The following is a 17,395-nucleotide window of genomic DNA, read 5'->3' as shown; positions in this document are numbered from 1 at the left end:
GCAAAGTACGCGCGTCGCCGGGGTGAAGCGGGCCGCGTGCCGAATTAGCCATGGTATATGAGGAGGCTGCGCCATCTTCGAAATAGATAGCGTATATGGAGCGAGCCCCCTCAAGCTAATACAGCGCGTATATGAGAGAGCCGACGCCGCTGGGCTGATTACATCGGGTCTATGAAGAGCGCATACGCCGCCGATCTGATCGCGGGGAATACCCTGCGTATATGAGGAGTCGCCCGCAATCATAGGACCGATAGAGACTACAATCCCATTCGTGTGCGATACCATCAGTCGTCGTCTAGTCGGTTCGGCCCGTTGGGGGAGGCTCGAAGTGAAACGCGCTGCCATCCAGGGCCAGCAACTCGCAGCCGCCGTTAGGTTCGACCCGCAGCGTCGCGCAGCATCACCTGAGATGCGGGCCGCAGTAGCCTCCGTCATCACCGGCGTGGAGGAGCATGAGGCCGCCGTCACTCCCCGTGAGCGTGCCCGATCGCCTCAACGCCAAGCCAACTTTCATGCAGCCATCGAGGCGCTCGTCTGCAATCTCGCGGGGCTCGCGCTAGACCCCTTTGACCGTCCGCTTGCCGTCCCCCGAAGCAACGGCGTGATGTGGTCCGGTACGCGATACGCCGAGCCCGTCTACGGCCAGCATTTCCTCGACGCGCTGGACCTGATGGCGGACCCGCCGCTTGGCCTGATCGAGGAGCTTCGGCGTGGCTTCAGTTTCGAGGCCATGGGCAAACAACCCTCGACCATCCGCCCCGGACTAGCCCTCAGTTCATACGTGGCCATGCAAGCCGTGAGCTGGGCCGACTTCAAGAGCATCCCCGCTGCCGAGGTCATCGTGCTCAAGGCGATGAAGGGCCCGGACGACGATACAGCCGAGGCCATCAGCTATGACGACTCCCGCTGGCCCGACACGTGGCGCAAGGAAGTCCAGGAAATCAACAACTGGCTTGCTGACGCCCCCTTCTGGCTGCTGCCGGATGGCCGCGAGGTCGAGCGGCTAGCTGGCGTCGAGCCGGTGAACCCAACCCGTCGAGCGCTGCGGCGGGTCTTCAACGGTGCCCATCGTGACCGGCCCGGCGAAAGGTGGGGGCGTGGCGGCGGTCGCCTCTTTGATGGCTTCTGGATCAACATGCCCAAGGCTGAGCGCTACCGTCGCCTACGGATCGCCTCAGCGGCGCACCCCGAAGGTGAAGAGGTCGCCGCGGTGGATATGCGCCAGTTCAATCCGCGGGCGGCTTACGACTTAGCCCTTTTGCCCGTGCCGGACGGCGACCTTTACGACGTGCGGGGGGATGGCTCCTGCCGCTCCGGTTTCAAGAAGCTGGTCAACGCCATGCTGTCTGCGAACAAGCGCTCTCTACAATGGCCAGACGGACTGCAGTCCGAATTCCCGGCGGGTACTAAGCTCAGAGATGTCGTGGACGAGGTAGAGCGATTTCACGCTCCGATCGCCGACAAGTTCTGGACTGGAGTGGGCACGCGGCTGGCGATGATCGAGAGCACCATCGTCATCGACGCCATCCGGCTCCTCATCCGACAGGGCGTGGTCGCGCTGCCCGTCCACGACGCGATCTGGTGCGCACGATCCGAGGCGGGGCGCGTCACTTTGTCCATTTCAGCCGCAGCAGACCAGCACTGGCCAGATCTCCGCGCACAGACTGAAGTCGAATTACCTCAAGCAAATCAATTGCTTAGACTCATTTGAAGGCTTAATCCTCCGCTATATGCCCCCTGGCCCTCCCCTTGGGCGAATATGCGAGACCCCCGCCACCATCACTCCCGCCACCGACCACTTGACGGAACCAACATCGAGCATTCTCTAAGCGGTCGGCCATCAGACCGATCGAGGATCTAACCACTCCTCATCAGCACATGGTCGGCTCTTTGACATGTGCAGCCAGTCAGACCGTTGAGGTTGGACTTCATGCAAGCCGAGAGGAGGGTGGTCTACATCACTCACCACTGTCGGCTTTCAGTACACCGTCCTGTCGAGCCGTGAGCCGATCTTTCGGCATCTCCGGGACGAGAGAACACTTCCACCTACTTGGAGCCCGACGACATGGCAGCACATCCGGTGGCCGCCGTGTGATCGTCACTACGCTCAAACCCATGAGGTACGCATCACGTGAGCAACGATACGCTCGATGCCCAAGGCCCCGTTGAGGAGGCTGAGGTGTCAGCGACGACCGCCGAGAAGCCGAGCCTGAAGACGACCGGGCAGGGCTCCTCCATGAAGACAGCCGAGGCATGGGCCGTAGCGTCCCTCGTGCCGGCGAGGGTTGGGTCCAAAGGATACTGCGCGTCGGCGTGGGCGATCACATACGATGGCTGGCAGACCAAAGCCGTCGAGCAAGTGAAGGCGAGCCGCGAGCCCAATCGGGATGAGTGGCTGGGCGGGATCAAGGCTGTTGTTGGCGTCCTGGAGGATGTCGAGCCGGGCACCGCATTGACGATCTACGTGCCGAGCGAGGCGCTGGCCAATGGCTATACCGCCAAATGGACCAACTCGCGGGGCGAGCCGACGAGGGACGCTGAGGCAGCCCAAGCCATCTTCAGGCTCCGCGATGAGAAGCGCATTTGGCTCACCATCGAGCATCGCCCCATCGACGGAGTCGCAAAGGCCCTACGCGATAAGGCCAAGGCCGCAGCCAAGGCGCAGGACCGTGGTCTAACCGCCAGCGACCGCCGCGAGGTAGCCGCAGCCGATCGCGCACAGTTTCACAATCAGTTCGGCGGCTTTCCGCCAGCCAAGGACGACTGAAAGCAGGGTGGTCTAACCCTCCCCGCCCTGGGCAGCGCTGGGCCTGACACGGCGCTCCCGTCATGACGCCTCGCGGAACACCGCAGGCTCCCAACCCCTCCCGTAACCCGCCGCTCGGTGCGCTTGAGGCTGTCTGCCTCGCGTGCCGGGCCGGCTCTTCAATCTGAGAGACGATGGCACGCACACCAACCAGACCCGTAGATCTCGACGTGGCCCTCCAGCCCGTCGCATCTCCCGTAGACACCTTCGTCCGGCCCCAGGAGCCATCCCGCGACACCAGCCTCCAGGATCTCGCCCGCTCCCTCTCGGGGCTCGGCGGCAGCCTGGGGACGATGCTGGAGGAGCGGAAGCAGAAGGACGAGCAGGACGACAAGCTCCGGGGCGAGGCGGCCTTCCACCAGAACATGGGTCAAGGCTTCGCCGAGGGAGTCGCCTCAGGCGCTATCCCGGCGCAGTACTCCAGGACCTTCATGCAGGCCTACAAGAAGGCCCAGGGCGACGTAGCCGGGGCGGACCTGGAGCAGAAGTTCTCGGCGGCCTACGATGCCTGGGACGGCAAGACCTCGACGGACCCCAAAGCCTACGACGCCTTCGTGGGCTCGTTCCTGAAGGACAACATCGGGACCCAGGACCCGGACATCCTCGCCGGTCTGCTGCCCCGTGTCCGGCAGATGACCAGCAACTACCTTTCGAAGCACATCGGGGACGCCTCGAAGGCGACCATGGATGGGGCAGCCGCAACGCTCGCCGCTCGACAGGACCAAGCCCTCAACGACGCGAACACGGTAGGCCTCGCCTCGAAAAAGGGGACCGACTACCAGACCACCTTCGATACCTTGGAGGCGATCCGAGCCGAGGGACTAAGCCACGGGATCAACGAAACCGAGGCGGATAAGAAACTCGTAGACGCGGTCACGGCCAGCGCTGTGAGCCTCCGAGACCCCAAGATCCTCGACTTCCTGGAGCGCAAGGTCCCCGGCAAGGACTACTCGTGGGCCAACACGCCCTACGGCCGGGACTCGAAGCAGAAGACCATCGACGCGCTCCTCACCATGGGCCGGCAGTCGATCGCTGAGGACGAGAAGAAGCGCCGCGAGGAGAAGGCGGCCACCAAGGATGCGGTCACCCGAGACACCATCGGGTGGATCACGGCGCACCCCAACGAGCCTGTCCCGGAGGATCTCCTGGCGCGGGGCGAGAAGGTGGATGCCGACTTCCGGGTGAACGCCATCACGTGGCGCGACAAGATCGCCAAGGGCACGGCCACTTCGGACCCGGAGGAGCTGCTCGGGGTCACCCGGGACGTGCTCAACGGGGGTGGCTTGCAAGTGGTCCAGCGGGCCATGGAGCGGGGGGTCTTCAAGAACGCGGGGGACCTGACGACGACCTGGAAGCTCGCCGAGAGCGTGGCCAAGGACGGTCCAGCGCTCGAAGGCGTCCTGAAAGGCGGCTCGGCGAAGAACATCCTCGACACCATTCGGCAACGTACGCTTTCGGCGCATGACCTAACAAACACGTTCGATCCCGGCGGCCTCTCGGCAGAAGGTCTGCAGGCCCAGCAGGACTTCAAACTCCAGATCCTCGCGTGGCGTCAGACTCATCCCGATGCGAATGCCATCGAGCAGGAGAAGGCGATCGGTGACATTGGGGCCGGCATCCTGAAGCGCATCGTCCCGCCAGCAGTCGGGCCGGGAACCTACGATCGGCGGAGCTTCGGCAACCCGAACACCTACGGGGCCACTGGGGCACCCGAGGCCGAGACGCAGCCTGAGGCCCAGCCCGGAGCCGAGCCCAAGAAGAACACCATCACGAGGCCTAACCCCTTCGGAGGCCGAGATGCGCAGGTGCCCAGCGGTCTGCCTGGAGCGGGCGAAGACGCGCCGAAACGGCTCGATATCCCGACAGCGGCGCCTTCACGCCAGCCCACCTCAGCGCCACCCCCAGCCGACGCCGCGACTTGGTATGGGAGCCTGCCGGCAGAGACGAAGTCCATCATGGAGCGGCTGGCCGCTGAGGAGAAAAAGCCTCTTAGTTTGAAGGTCCAGGAGCTTTACCAGCGCGGCATCGAGCGTGGTGTAATCCAAGCTCCAACGCCGAAACCGGGGCGGCAGAGCATGCGGGCTCCCGACGGCACACCTGTGGAGGCGGCCCTTGCTTCCAGCGGAGACGTCGAAGATCTCGGCAAGGCGTTCCAAGGGGCCATCGACGCGCCGGCTTCCGCCGAGCGGGTCCGCCTCATGGGCGAGGCCTTCGAGAGGGCTCTTCAAGGTTCTGCCCGGCCGATCGGCAACTACTCGACGGCTGCCCTTCGTGATGATCCTAAGGCCGCTCGCATCCTCGACTTCATCTCGGGGCCCGAGAGCAACGGCAACTACAACGCCTATTATGGGCACGCCGGCTCTCCCCTCGACCTCTCGAAGTTCTCCCTCAGCCAGCTCAAGTCCTGGATGGGGAACCGCGGGACAGAGTCGAGCGCCACCGGCCGCTACCAGTTCATGAAGTCCACCCTCTTCGGTGACCCGCGGAAGGCTGGCGACTCGGGGCTGGTCGGCCAGATGGGCCTCAGCATGGAAACCCGCTTCTCACCAGAGTTGCAGGATCGCCTTGCCATCGCGCTGCTGGAACGGCGGGGCTACTCGAAGTTCGTCCGCGGGGAGATCTCGGGAGCGAAGTTCGCCAATAACCTCGCCTTGGAGTGGGCCTCGCTGCCGAACATCACGGCGCAGAACGGGCGGCCCGCGGGGGTCTCCGCCTATGCCGGCGATGGGCTGAACAAGAGCCTCGTCACCCCGGCTTCGGTGCTCGGCGCCCTCGGGCGGCTGATCCCTCGCCGGCTCAGACCAGACGGCAACCCGGAGACACGGGTCTGATGGGCGCCGACATGCACCCGGAAGATCGGGACGTGGCCGGCGAAATCGTGAAGATGTTCGAGGCCGAAGCAACCAGGGCAGAGACCGAGCGGCGAGCCGCCTGCCTGATGAGCGAGGCCATCGAGCGGGCTGTGAGCCGCATTCTTGGCTCCCTCAACGTCGTCAATCTCCAGGAATGGCGAGAGCGTCGGTCACTCCGCCGGCCCAGGCCCGAGTGATGGCCGCGACCCGCGCCTGACGACTTTGGGGCGGCAGCACTCGCCGTCGTCCCACCCTCCCAATCACCTCACGCAGCACCACGCCGCAGCCGCTTCTCGGCCGCGCCTGCCCCGCTGCGAGCAACGGACCCAACCCAGACATGACACCAGAAGAGTTACTAGCGCTGGACGCTGCGCCCTCGGCCGCGGCCGGAGGCCAGCCTCCTGTGCCCAAGGCCGGTCACGAGTTTACGCCTCAGGATCTTGAGGCGCTCGACGCAGCGCCATCGGGAACGGCTGCCCAGCCCGCACAGCAGCAAGCCAACCTGCCGGCACCCACCGTCGAGACGCCTCAAGCTCAGCCAGCAGCCGCTCCAGCGGTCCCGGCCCCCGAAGCTCCGGCACCTCAGGCTGGCCCCACGGCACCGGGCGACGGCTCCTCCACGGACTGGCGGGACGCCTCCCACTACGATGCTGCCGGACGGGTCGGCGGGGCGATCCTCACGGGTGCCGCCAAGTCGATCTTCGAGACGAAGGACTTCATCTTCGGCAAGCCGGACCCTGGCATCACCTCCCTGGTGACGGGCGACAAGGATGCCGGGAAGTCCCAGACTCGGCGTGACATCGAGCGGCTCGACAAGTCGCTGGGCGAGGCGTCGATCGGCAACAGCTTCGTGTCGGGCCTCTCGCAGTTCGCCACGGGGATGCTCGGCGCCGGCAAGGTGGTGGGACTGCTCAAGGGCGTCCGCGGGATCGGCGCCGGGATCGAGGCGCTGGAGGCCACCAAGAAAGGCGCTTGGGCGCTGTCGTCCGCAAAGGCGGCCACCGTGGGCGCCGTGGCGATCGACCCGAATGGCCCCAGGCTGTCGGATCTCGTCCAGCAGTTCCCCGCGCTCCAGAACCCGGTGAACGCCTATCTCGCCAACCATCCCGGCGACAGCGAAACCATCGGCCGCATGAAGAATGCCCTGGAGTCCATCGGGGTGGACATCGCCCTGGCGGGGGTCTTCACAGCGTCCGTGGCGGGCTTCAGGGCCCTCCGAAGTGGGGACCGGGCGGCGATCGAGGCGACCCAGTCGGAGTTGGCTCATGCGGTGGCCCATAAGGACGCCAAGCTGGCGTACTCGAAGGGTGACCTGGACGAGGTAGAGCGGCTTCGGGAAAGCCACCCAGAAGCCGTCGCCCAAGCCGAGCCGGCCCTTCCGACCCAGCGTCCCGTCAATGCTGATCCCACCGAGGGATCAGCCGGCGCCGAGGGCCCTTCAAAAATCAATGACCTTCAAAATCAAGGAGTTAGTGGCGCTCAGCCAAGAGCCCTCGATACACCTGGGCAATCGATCTCCGGCCCAGCCGACACGGCAGCTCAGCGGGCATCACCTCGCGCAATCCCGCTCGACATCACCACTGATCAGCTCACCCGCCTCATCGAGCACGGGCAGGCCGACACGCAGGCGATCCTTGGGCCCGGCGGCTGGGAAGGCGCCCTGGAGCGAGGCTATCGGTTCGGCGACGGGGGCAGCATCCCGTGGCAGAAGTTCTGGCGGCCGGGCGATGGCCCTCAGCCGTTGGACTTCATGATCCGCCGGGTGGCCGATGAGCTGTCGGCTCCCCTGGCCGCCATCAAGGGCGGAGACGCGGAGGGCGTGCTTCACGATGCCCAGGTGGAGCGCATGGTCGGGCAACGGGTGGCCCTCTGGAACGAAGACCCCGAGGCCCTTCTAGGTCTACTCCAGCAGGCCGGCTCGCAGGCCCGCACCATGAGCGTCAACATGGAGGCCGGCTTTCTGGTCGGCCAGCGGGTGATGCAGGACGCCCTCAACCTCCGGTCCCGCATCGGCTTGGGGATGCTGGAGGAGTTCGGCGGGGATCTAGGCGCAGCCCGAGAGGCGCTCCAGCAACAACTCGAAGTCGCCTCGACGGCCTTCGGGCAAGCTCAGTCCATGCGAGCCTCTGCCGGCCGGGCTCTCCGGCGCAACAGGGCGGACTTCCAGCTCCAGCCCGACGACATCGCTGCGATGCGGGGTCTCGATGATGCGAAGTTCTTCAACCTGCTCGATGCCGTGGGGCACGACTTCCAGGTGGCCAACAGGCTGGTCAAGCCGGGGCTCTGGGCCCGCATCAAGGACGACGCCAGCTACCTCTACGTGAACAACCTCCTCTGGGGGCTGCGCACGCATTTCGTGAACCTTTCGACCAACAGCTACATGCTGATGGGGCGGCCCCTGGAGCGGATGATCGGCTACGGGGCCCAGGGAGACCTCAGGGGTGTTCAGGAGAACTGGAGCCAGTACGGCTACATGGGGGCGTCCCTCATGGACAGCTTCCGAGACGCCGTGCGCACCTGGAAGACTGGCGACTCGGTGCTCAGCCCGCACTCCGTCGAGGTGAACCCGGCGGGCATTGCCGATGCGGGCCGCGGGACGAACTGGGTGGCAGAAGGCTTCAAGCCCTGGGACTCGGTCCCAAACGTCGTCGCCAACGCCTACACCGGGTTCATGAAGGGCGCAGGGCTCCCCACGCGGGCGCTCGGTGCCGTGGACGAGCTGGTGAAGCAGGTGGTCTACCGCTCGAAGGTCCAGGCGGCGGCACTCTCGGACGGCATCGGGGCGGGCTTGGATGGCGAAGCTCTCACTGCTCACGTCCGGTCCAAGCTTCTCGCGGCCTACGACGATGCCGGCCGTGCAGTGGACATGAAGGCGCTGGACGAAGCCAACATCGCCACCTTCCAGCAGGACCTCCTGGAGGGGACGTGGGGCAAGACGGTGCAGAACACCGTAGCCAGTCAGCAAGTGCTCCGCTTCGTGCTGCCGTTCGTGCGGACACCGACAAACGTCATTCGGATGGGCGTGAAGCTCACCCCGGGGCTCAACATGCTCCAAGGCGAGTACCGTCAGATGATCCGGGGGCAGATGGGCCCGGAGAAGCAGGCGCAGGCCATGGGCCAGATGGCAATGGGCTCGCTGTTCCTCGGCTCGGCCTCCTTCCTGGCCATGCAGGGCTACATCACTGGAGGCGGCCCTACGGACGCGAGGCTCAATGCCGAGCTGAAGGCCACCGGATGGCAGCCCTACTCCTTCGTCACGGCCAATGCGGACGGCTCGAAGACCTACGTGAACTTCGGCCGCTACGATCCCATCGCCATGCCCTTCGGCATCGTGGCGGACATCGTGGACATCCTAAGCCGGGACCAGGACGGGGATGGGCAAGGGGAGCGGGCCGTCCAGGCAGCCTCCGGCCTCGTCATCGCCCTCGCCAAGCAGATGGGCCAGAAGTCGTACCTGACCTCCCTCCACGACACGCTCGACGCGATCATGGACCCGGACAAGAACGCCTCGAAGGTCATCGGCTCGATGGCGGCCAACTTCGTCCCCGGCGCCTCGGCTCTGCGCTTCTACAGCCCGGACCCGTACCTCAGGGAAGCCCGGACGATCGTGGACAAGATCGCGGCCACCGTGCCCGGTCTGGCGGAGAAGCTGCCGCCGAAGCGGGATGTCTTCGGAGACCCCCTCACGGTCCACAAGGGCCTCTGGGTCGATGGCGAGAAGACCGCCGTGGACGCCGAGGTCCGCCGGATGGTCGAGGAGGAGGGTGTCGGGCCCTTTGGTCCGCCGAGCCCGAGGTACCGCGATGTAGATCTGCGGAACGTGACCATGAAGGACGGCCGGAACGCCTACGACGCTTTGCAGGAACTCGCCGGCCACCCGCCCCGAGGGCCCAGCCTCAAGGAGATGGTTGGGCGCATCATGGCCACTAAGGCGTACCAGCACGCACCGGACGGCGACCCGGGTAACCACCAGAAGGGCACGAAGCAGGCGATGTTTACGGGTACCGTCGCCAAGTACCGAGAGGTCGCCTCACGCCTGCTGATGCGGGACGAGAATGTGCGTCAGGCTGTCGTGAAGCAGAGTCTCAAGGCGCGTGCCGCCTACGCCGTGAAGTCGGCCCCGAAGACCGACCAGCAGGCAGGGGCAGCAAGTCTGGTGCAGATGGGCAAGGCTGTCGGTGTGGACCTGGGCGGCCTGCTGCCGGAGTAGTCGGGCGGACAACGCGGGAGCGGGGGTCTTAGAGGCTCTCGCTCCCCGGAGCTTACAAGTCACGCGGCTACACTTCGAACGGGATCAAAGGCGGTCGGCGTTCAGGAGGTGCACCGTTCTCGCCGGGCACCCAGTACGGGGACCAAGCATGAAGGAGACCCTAGGACGGATCATGGCAACCGCCGCGTACCGGAAGGCCCCGGATGGTGACGCCAAGACCAAGGGGACCAAGGCGGCGATGCTCACGGGTACCGTGGCGAAGTACCGGGAGGCGGCGGGGAGGTACCGGATGGCGGACCCGAACGTGCGGCAGGCGGTCTACCAGCAGGCGGTGAAGGCCCGGCCAGCGCTGGCCGCGAAGGATGGCTTGAAGTCGGACAAGCAGGTGGGACCAGCAACCATCGAGCAGCTAAGCAAGGCATACGGGTTGGACTTAGCCCGGTAATCACATATCACGGTGATCACAGAGGCGGGGCGCAGTAGTTTCCGCCTCTGTGAAACCTGCACCGCGAAACATCCCACCTCGCCATACAGTAAAGTACGTCGGCTGGCCCCCGTCTCTGCGTGCAACACCGAAAATTCAGTGGCCCGGTTGCTAGATCGATTGCGCTAAGCGGCCCTGCTGATGTGTTTGGGCACCTATAGCCTCTACCGGCGAGCTTCCGCCCGTTCGTACCCCAGTGGTCTTAGAGCGGCGACTTGACCTTGCGGCCGCCCGAACGTAGCTCAGCAGATCAGCGTTTGTCCGGTAGCATTTCCGATGTCATCACTGTCCGTATTACACTGGCGGCGTCCGCCGGTGATAGAGGCCTGTTGCCCCGATGATCGAGGCCGCACGCTGAAGTTCGGGGTTTCCGATGACCTCACCGGCAATGGCCGCGAAAATTGGCGCAGGACCCCACTATTTATGGTTTGGGCGCATCTCCTCGGCCAATTACCTCCGATCAACAACGCGGCTTACGCCATGCGTAACGGCGATGAGCCCACCTTTAGTACCTTAAGGGAAGCTTCAGCTTGCTTCCGTGGGATCAAAAGACCACATCATACTGAGGACGACGGCTGTTCGGTTATTGTTTACGTGCTGAAGCCTAGGGCAACGCTGCAGTACAGTCTTGAAACCGCGATGGTTTGTCCCATGGCCGTTGTGCCTGTCTCCGAGACAGTTGTCCTAACGGTTCAAGTTCGGCTGGCAGCTTCTTTACAAGAAGGTGTTAACGGTTTAGACGGCATCGTTACCAGGATTGAGCCAGTGATTGGCAAAGCGCCTGACCATGCCCTACCTGTAGGGTATGATACGCGCTACGCCGAGCGCTGCTGGTAGACAGGATCGACACATGAGCACCATCGACTCAGAGCACGTCGGCTCGTACGAGCCGGCGGCAATTTTTTATGGCGACTCCGATTGCCTGGAGTACGTGAAGGCGGACGCATTTTGCGTCTATGAGCGCGTGGATGAATTCCTAACGTTGGTGCATGACGCCAGCGGCAAGCAGCTCGTTGGCTTCAAACTCAAAGGCTTCCGGAACCGCTTCAACAAACTTCAGGCTTCGTTTGCCCTGAATGATGGTCAGTTCGCGTACGTTATATCCGCGATTGAGAACATCTACTCTGAGCTGGGCGACATGCTGTTCGCTGACGCACACCGTGCTGCGGCCTATAAGGCTGCATACCAGCTTGCGGCTAACGACAACGTGAAAGTGGACCGCTACGAACTCAAGCTTGCTGCCTAAGTTCGTCTAGTCAGACCGCGGAGGCCGGCCCAGGGGCCGGCTTTTTGCTGTCATGAGACGGTGTTTGGCGGACGAGCGCCAATGCCTGCGCTTCCTAGCGACGCAGAAGCATACGACAGTTCGAACCAAATTACGCCCTCAGCTTGTTGCGCTACAAGACACCCGGAATCTCCTCATGTTTGGACCGCTTGGGGCAACCGGCTTCGAGATGACGATGCTGGCGGCGGAAGCGCAAGGGTGCGAGAAGCTCGGCTCAGCCTGAGAAGCCGCAGTAGCTGGTAGCTGACAACGTGCTACAGACCGTGTAACAAACCGGCCGCGGCCCCAACCACCGATCTTTGATTATCAGTCACTTAGCGGCTTCCAAGCTCAATCCGTCCCTGGGCACCATCCGCCTTCTGAGCGGCTCGTTTTCAAAAAACTCAGTCAAATGATGTGGTTAGGCAAAGCCCTTGTGACCCACAGGTGCGCCGCGCGGAAACAGTCCTGCGCATGATCCGTCCTCGGCTCAATTGTCTTACAAGGACGCGCACCGTCTGATCTCTTCGCCGGCATGGGCAATCAGAAAGAGTCCTTCGGCCCGCCGCGGTCCCGCCGAAGCCAGGGCAACTCTGCTGAGAAACCGTCGGATCTCAGACAGCACTGAGCGCCGTTGCAGGCTGGTCTCGATGGTTTGATCAGCGAGGAAGCACACACGCACCACTCGCGCCCTACACGGCAGCTATTGTGCTCAGACGGCGCGTGGTTGCAGCGCGGCGGCGTCGCGGCCCGGGCTGGCCGCGAGCAACGCGTAGCTCAACTCAGCCGGGGTGCGGCTACGGCCACTGCCGTCGCGGACGAGCACGCCTTCCATGCCGGCGCTCGCAAGGGTCAGAGCCTGTTCGAGCGCCGCCAGCATCGAGCCACGCTGAAAGCTGACGTCGCGAGCGTGATGGCGCGCAGTGACGGTAAAACTCACGAGAACACCTTGAGCAGACGGATGATAGCGATCGGTAATTGTTTGCCCGAGCGGATCGAGACGGATCAGCCTTCGTGACGACTTTTCAGCCGCTGGATTACGGCAATCCTTTGAAGGCATTTGATTGACGAATCCTGAGCAGATCCGCGTTTTGTCGCGGCGATAATGGGGCAAATGTCTGCCACCGCGGCGGCCTCGAGCTTGATCGCAGGGTTGCCCCGATCCCGCCCAGCGCCATCGATACGGCGCATGAGCCCGGCCGCCACTAGGCGTGGGACCGGTGACGGGCTAGACCCGTGCAGCTTCATTCCAACGGCATGCGGAACGGATCGCGGCGAGTGCGGGGTTCCGCCCGAGAGCAGGGCAGGGCGATGGCGGACAAGGCAGTCCCTCATTTTCACAATCAGGACGGCGTGCCCCGGGTGCGCGTCGGCGCACGCGAATTCATGTGCATCGGCGCATTGCCGCCCTTCGACCACCCCCATGTCTTCCTCGACATGGGCCACGGCGGCGATGAGATCATCTGCCAGTACTGCTCGACGCTGTTCGGGTACGATGCGCGTCTGAAGCCGGACGGCGCCGAGCCGGCCGCCAGCATCTGGCGAGACGACGCGCCGCAGGCGAGAGTCGCAGCCGAGTGAGGTCGCGCGTATCGTGAGCCCGCTCTCGATCGCCGTCGTCGGGGCCGGGATTGGCGGCCTCACGGCCGCGCTGGCGCTGAGCGGGGCAGGGCACTCGGTCACGCTGATCGAACGGCGCACCGGTTTCTCGGAGGTGGGGGCCGGCCTGCAGATCTCGCCGAATGCCAGCCGGATCCTGATCGAACTCGGCCTCGGGCCGGCCCTGCGCCGGGCTGCCGACGAGCCTCCGGGCGTGGCGATCCGGGATCTCGCCAGCGGATACAGGCTCGGCGGCATCGAGCTCGGCGCCGCGATCCGCGACCGCCACGGCGCGCCGTACTACGTCATCCACCGGGCCGACCTGCAGACGCTGCTGCTCGACGCCGTGCGCGGGCGGCCCGGCATCCGGCTGCTTGTCGGCCGCGAGGTCGTGTCGGTCGAGGAGACCGCCGACGGTGTTGCGCTGACACTGGAGAGCGTCGCGGGCGGGCGTGGCGACCTGATCCAAGCAGATCTCGCCATCGGCGCCGACGGCGTGCGCTCGAGCCTTCGCGCGCGGCACGACGCACGCCCGCTTCGAGCGCATCGGCAGGCGGCCTGGCGCGCGACGATCGCGCGCGAGGCGGCGCCGGCTGAGCTTCAGGGTGACGAGACGGGCCTCTGGCTCGGCCATGGGCGGCACGTGGTGCACTACCCAATCGCAGCCGGGCAGCGGCTCAACGTCGTCGCGGTGGTGCCCGAGCGCGAGGGCGACGACGATTGGGGGCGCCTCGGTGACCCGGCTGTGTTGCGCGACCATTTCCGGAATGCCGCGGAGCCGCTCGGCTCGCTGCTCGCCGTTCCCGACACTTGGATGGTGTGGTCGCTGGTCGACCGCCCGGCGGCAGGGCCGATGGCCTCGGGCCGGGTTGCGCTGATCGGCGACGCCGCCCATCCCGTGCTACCGTTCCTGGCGCAGGGTGCCGCCATGGCGATCGAGGACGCGGCGGTGCTCACGCATTGCCTCGGCGCCCACGCTCAGGTGTCGGACGCCCTCGGGGTCTTCGCGAAGGCACGCGGCGACCGGGTGCGCAGGGTCTGGAAGGCGGCCCGGTCCAACGGTCGCGCCTATCATGCCGGTCCCCTGGTCGGGCTTGCCCGCAACATGGTCATGCGCCGTCTCGGGCCGGCCGGGATGAGCCGGCGCTATGACTGGCTCTATGGCTGGACGCCGGACACAGCGTGAACGGTACCGGCTTGATCTGACGCCGAGCCGTCGTTACCGCTCGTCCCATGCGGACGTGGCGGAACCGGTAGACGCACGAGACTTAAAATCTTGCGGCCGCAAGGCCGTGCGGGTTCGAGTCCCGCCGTCCGCACCAGGGTGCCTGCCAGCGCCTCGAACCTCCATCCGATCAACCGGGCAGCGCCCCATTGAACTGCCGCCAGCCAGCCCCGTCATGCGCGAGTGGCAAGCGGTCAGCGGCGCAATGGATTGCGGAAGTCGCGGAACGGTCAAGAGACGTGGCCGTTGAATCTCGGCTGGACCGCGCCAGAGGTACCGGCTGACGATGATTTCCAGCACGTTAGGACCACATCATGTCCGCTGCGCCCGTCACCATCATGATTGCAACGCCGAAAGGACGGCATCGCCTCGTCGGCGAGAGTGACCGCAACGTGGCCCAGCCCGCAGAAGAGATCCTGCGGGCTCTAGGTGCGGATGTCAGGCCAGCGATCTTCTGGGTCGAGTGCGCGGACAAGGCGGTCCAGTCGGTGCTGACGAACTACCTGTCCGGGGTGAAGGCCGAAGTCCTCGCGCGTTCGCGAGCGGGGACATTTCAGTCGAAAGGCGGAAGAGGCTTTTCGTAGCTCCGATCCGGTCTCGTCGGCCGCATGCTCGCTCGGTCTGGAGGATCAGGCTCGGCGCTGGAGCCGCAAGTCGGAAGCTTTTCGTGAAACTCTCGGGTGCAGTAGTCGCGCCCTGCGAATTTTGACAGCGAGGCGGCGCCTTGCCGCCCTCGCCTTGGTCGCAGCTTGAGCCCTCACGACCGGTCGTCCCAAGCTTGGCCGGATTGTCCGAACTCTACCAGCAGGCACGCGGGAGGCGGCGCTTCCAACGCTCGCCGAGAGGCAGTCTCACGCCGTCCGGCTGGACCCTGCGCATCGCGGGCTTAGCCTGGGCCGCCGGGCTCACGGCTGGAGCGGTCACCGGGACTGGCTCGGGCTCCGGCGTGCGCGCGACGACGGGCGCCGTATCGACTGGTAGAGGATGCTTGCGCGGTCGGCCTCTCCGGCGCGGCGCATCGTCGAGCGTGCCCTGCGGCGTGATGCGGCGTACGCGAGGCAGCGGCGGCTCCGGCGTGAATGCGGGCTCTGGCTCGGGGACCGGAGCCTCCCAGGCGATCAGGCTCGGCAGGATACGGCGCGGCATGAGTTCGGACGCCGACGCGGATGCCGGTGCCGGCTCTGAAAACGCTGCACTCGAAGGCGCTGCCGAAACTTGGCGGGCCGCCTTCGCCGCCCGCGGCGCCTTGACGGGGATGGTGACGAAGCCGCTTTGGCCGCTCGACTTGGCTGCGACGGTAAACGACCGCCGCCCGCGATTGCGAGTCATGCTTTTCCTGATGTCGTTGAGATCGGTGAGCGCTGATCTGCGCGCCGAACAGCCACATGACCGTTCCACGACATTTTGTCCAGAAACGGTTGCGATTGAGTTTCCACCACGGGCGTTCCGCCAATGATGGTGATGAGAGTCGTTTCCAAGACCGATCTCTTGCTCAAGACATCTTGGGGGCGGCTTGGGTCGCGCGACGTCTTTGGCAAAGTTCGATCAATGTGCCGTTCCATCCTCGGCATCTGCCATGATGTCGCGAGCGAGAGCGCGGGCGACGTGGACCACCAATGGCCTAAGCGCTTCGAGAAGGATGGGATCGCGTACGTCCTGAGCCGCGCGCCAGAGTCCGATGGCATGCTCGGCAAGCCGCAGGATCGAGCCCTCGCGAGGCTCTTCGCGCTCCGGCTCGGGCGCCCATGGAATGGTCCGATGCGTGCTCATGTCAGGCCACTGGCCTCGCAGTGCGGCCAATCAGTCGAGATGGGAAACGTCGCGACAGCGATCCACAAGACATAGCCGACGCATCGATGTCATTTCTATCTTTTGATAAAACATCTTTCCGCTGTCGTCGACAATCAAAACGGTTATCAGATTTTGTCTTTGGCGATGATGCCGATTTGTCGCGGTTGCGCAAATACACCAACAAACACGATTTTTCCGAAGCTATATTTCGATTTTTTGTTTAACAATATATAATAAATACTATCATGATATTTTATTATTCAAATACAACTAAATTACATTTAAAGAGTAGCTTGCAAATATATAGGCGAAAACAGGGGTGAACCATCAGAACCTAACGACGCCTATCGAGCGGGGGTAGCAGTCCCGACCTGTGAGTCGCTTTGCCGAAATCGACCGATGCGCAGAGATTTCGAGTAGCCGGAGACGCGCCCCTTCCAGACCATGAGCTTCATCGGCGAAGCAACCGCCGCGCTCATCGACCGCTGTAGCGCCATGTGCCGCTACGGCTCGCTCCGTTCTGTGGCGACATCTTCCGCAAGAGCCATGACGAGGCGCCGCAATTGAGCCTTGCTTGCGCTCTCCGGCAAGCGGTCGAAGGCTTGAGCGAGGGAAATCGCCGCCCTAGACAGAGAGGGCAGACCCGGGACGTCGTCCGTCGAACCGAGCAGTTCAGCATGGCCGATCCCGAGCAACCGGGCGATCTCAACGATCTTGCCAGCTGAGATGCGGTTCAGCCCCTTCTCGTACTTCTGGACCTGCTGGAACGTGACGCCGATCGCGGTCGCGAGCGTCGTCTGCGAGATGCCTGCGAGCTTCCGAGCCGCCGTGATCCGCTCGCCGATCAATCGGTCGGTTTCGGTGACCTGCTTCATGGCTCTGCGATCCTGGGCCAACCACTGATCCACGTCTCTGCCGGATTCTCAAGTTTCCGTGAGCAGGTCTTTTTTGTATTTTCGACCGACCTGTTGTCAAGCCATCTCTGCCGACGACTGAAAAACCCCAGTCAATATCGCACAAAGGGCACCCGCTGCAGGATCTCGCCCAATGAGACCATGATGACGCATCCATTGCATCTGCAAGGTCTTACAGCCCTAAGACCGGGAAACTGCGCCGGACGGACCTGATCCGACCTCCGGCACCAAAACGAATCCCCGACGCAAC

At 64.4% G+C, this 17,395-nt stretch carries 16 protein-coding genes and 1 tRNA gene; 13 read left to right on the top strand and 4 right to left on the bottom strand.

The annotated features are described in order from the left end of the window. The first annotated feature begins 328 nt into the window (after nt 1–328). The 8 genes from HCU64_RS14195 (at nt 329) to HCU64_RS14160 (ending at nt 11,598) form a co-directional block, all read left to right on the top strand. Nucleotides 329–1,711, top strand: a complete 1,383-nt coding sequence (locus HCU64_RS14195) for a hypothetical protein (protein WP_233384637.1) — start codon at nt 329–331, stop codon at nt 1,709–1,711. A gap of 525 nt (nt 1,712–2,236) precedes the next feature. Then, complete coding sequence (locus HCU64_RS14190) at nt 2,237–2,767, top strand: hypothetical protein (protein WP_233384636.1); 531 nt, start codon at nt 2,237–2,239, stop codon at nt 2,765–2,767. Nucleotides 2,768–2,940: 173 nt separating this feature from the next. After that, nucleotides 2,941–5,637 (top strand): hypothetical protein, encoded by a 2,697-nt coding sequence (locus HCU64_RS14185; RefSeq protein WP_233384635.1) that lies wholly within the window; start codon nt 2,941–2,943, stop codon nt 5,635–5,637. After that, nucleotides 5,637–5,855 (top strand): hypothetical protein, encoded by a 219-nt coding sequence (locus tag HCU64_RS14180; RefSeq protein WP_233384634.1) that lies wholly within the window; start codon nt 5,637–5,639, stop codon nt 5,853–5,855. Before HCU64_RS14185 ends, HCU64_RS14180 begins: the two co-directional genes overlap by 1 nt. A 140-nt stretch (nt 5,856–5,995) precedes the next feature. Beyond that, complete coding sequence (locus tag HCU64_RS14175) at nt 5,996–9,868, top strand: hypothetical protein (protein ID WP_233384633.1); 3,873 nt, start codon at nt 5,996–5,998, stop codon at nt 9,866–9,868. A 148-nt stretch (nt 9,869–10,016) separates the two neighbouring features. Beyond that, nucleotides 10,017–10,313, top strand: coding sequence for a hypothetical protein (locus HCU64_RS14170; protein WP_233384632.1), 297 nt, complete (start codon nt 10,017–10,019; stop codon nt 10,311–10,313). A 315-nt stretch (nt 10,314–10,628) separates the two neighbouring features. Next, a complete protein-coding gene (locus HCU64_RS14165; RefSeq protein ID WP_233384631.1) occupies nt 10,629–11,189 on the top strand; it encodes a hypothetical protein in 561 nt (186 codons plus the stop codon). Between the two features lie 13 nt (nt 11,190–11,202). After that, nucleotides 11,203–11,598 (top strand): hypothetical protein, encoded by a 396-nt coding sequence (locus HCU64_RS14160; protein ID WP_233384630.1) that lies wholly within the window; start codon nt 11,203–11,205, stop codon nt 11,596–11,598. Nucleotides 11,599–12,328: 730 nt separating this feature from the next. Here HCU64_RS14160 and HCU64_RS14155 read toward each other — a convergent pair. Then, on the bottom strand, nt 12,329–12,676 hold the full coding sequence (locus tag HCU64_RS14155) for a hypothetical protein (protein WP_233384628.1): 348 nt from the start codon (nt 12,674–12,676) through the stop codon (nt 12,329–12,331). A gap of 251 nt (nt 12,677–12,927) precedes the next feature. Here HCU64_RS14155 and HCU64_RS14150 point away from each other — a divergent pair, with 251 nt between their 5' ends. From HCU64_RS14150 to HCU64_RS14135, 4 genes are all read left to right on the top strand, one after another. Continuing rightward, entirely contained in the window at nt 12,928–13,197 is a 270-nt protein-coding gene (locus HCU64_RS14150) for a zinc-finger domain-containing protein (RefSeq protein WP_233384627.1), read from the top strand. Nucleotides 13,198–13,210: 13 nt separating this feature from the next. Then, complete coding sequence (locus tag HCU64_RS14145; protein WP_233384625.1) at nt 13,211–14,401, top strand: FAD-dependent oxidoreductase; 1,191 nt, start codon at nt 13,211–13,213, stop codon at nt 14,399–14,401. Nucleotides 14,402–14,450: 49 nt separating this feature from the next. Next, nucleotides 14,451–14,537: transfer RNA gene (locus HCU64_RS14140), tRNA-Leu, on the top strand. A 217-nt stretch (nt 14,538–14,754) separates the two neighbouring features. Then, nucleotides 14,755–15,024, top strand: a complete 270-nt coding sequence (locus HCU64_RS14135) for a hypothetical protein (RefSeq protein WP_233384624.1) — start codon at nt 14,755–14,757, stop codon at nt 15,022–15,024. A gap of 214 nt (nt 15,025–15,238) precedes the next feature. On the opposite strand, the gene HCU64_RS14130 is transcribed toward HCU64_RS14135, so the two are convergent. Beyond that, nucleotides 15,239–15,586, bottom strand: a complete 348-nt coding sequence (locus HCU64_RS14130; protein ID WP_233384623.1) for a hypothetical protein — start codon at nt 15,584–15,586, stop codon at nt 15,239–15,241. On the opposite strand from HCU64_RS14130, the gene HCU64_RS14125 reads away from it, so the two are divergent. Then, complete coding sequence (locus HCU64_RS14125; RefSeq protein WP_233384622.1) at nt 15,585–15,896, top strand: hypothetical protein; 312 nt, start codon at nt 15,585–15,587, stop codon at nt 15,894–15,896. The genes HCU64_RS14130 and HCU64_RS14125 overlap by 2 nt on opposite strands. Before the next feature lie 89 nt (nt 15,897–15,985). Here the strand turns inward: HCU64_RS14125 and HCU64_RS14120 are convergent, their stop codons facing one another. Together HCU64_RS14120 and HCU64_RS14115 are read right to left on the bottom strand one after the other, a co-directional pair. After that, on the bottom strand, nt 15,986–16,210 hold the full coding sequence (locus HCU64_RS14120) for a hypothetical protein (RefSeq protein WP_233384621.1): 225 nt from the start codon (nt 16,208–16,210) through the stop codon (nt 15,986–15,988). A 524-nt stretch (nt 16,211–16,734) separates the two neighbouring features. Further along, nucleotides 16,735–17,106: a helix-turn-helix domain-containing protein gene (locus HCU64_RS14115; RefSeq protein WP_233384620.1), complete on the bottom strand. Its 372-nt coding sequence runs from the start codon at nt 17,104–17,106 to the stop codon at nt 16,735–16,737. Nucleotides 17,107–17,395 lie beyond the last annotated feature (289 nt).

It is taken from the genome of Methylobacterium sp. C25 (assembly GCF_021352225.1).
Taxonomy (GTDB): domain Bacteria; phylum Pseudomonadota; class Alphaproteobacteria; order Rhizobiales; family Beijerinckiaceae; genus Methylobacterium.
This window is presented reverse-complemented; position numbering and strand designations above follow the sequence as displayed.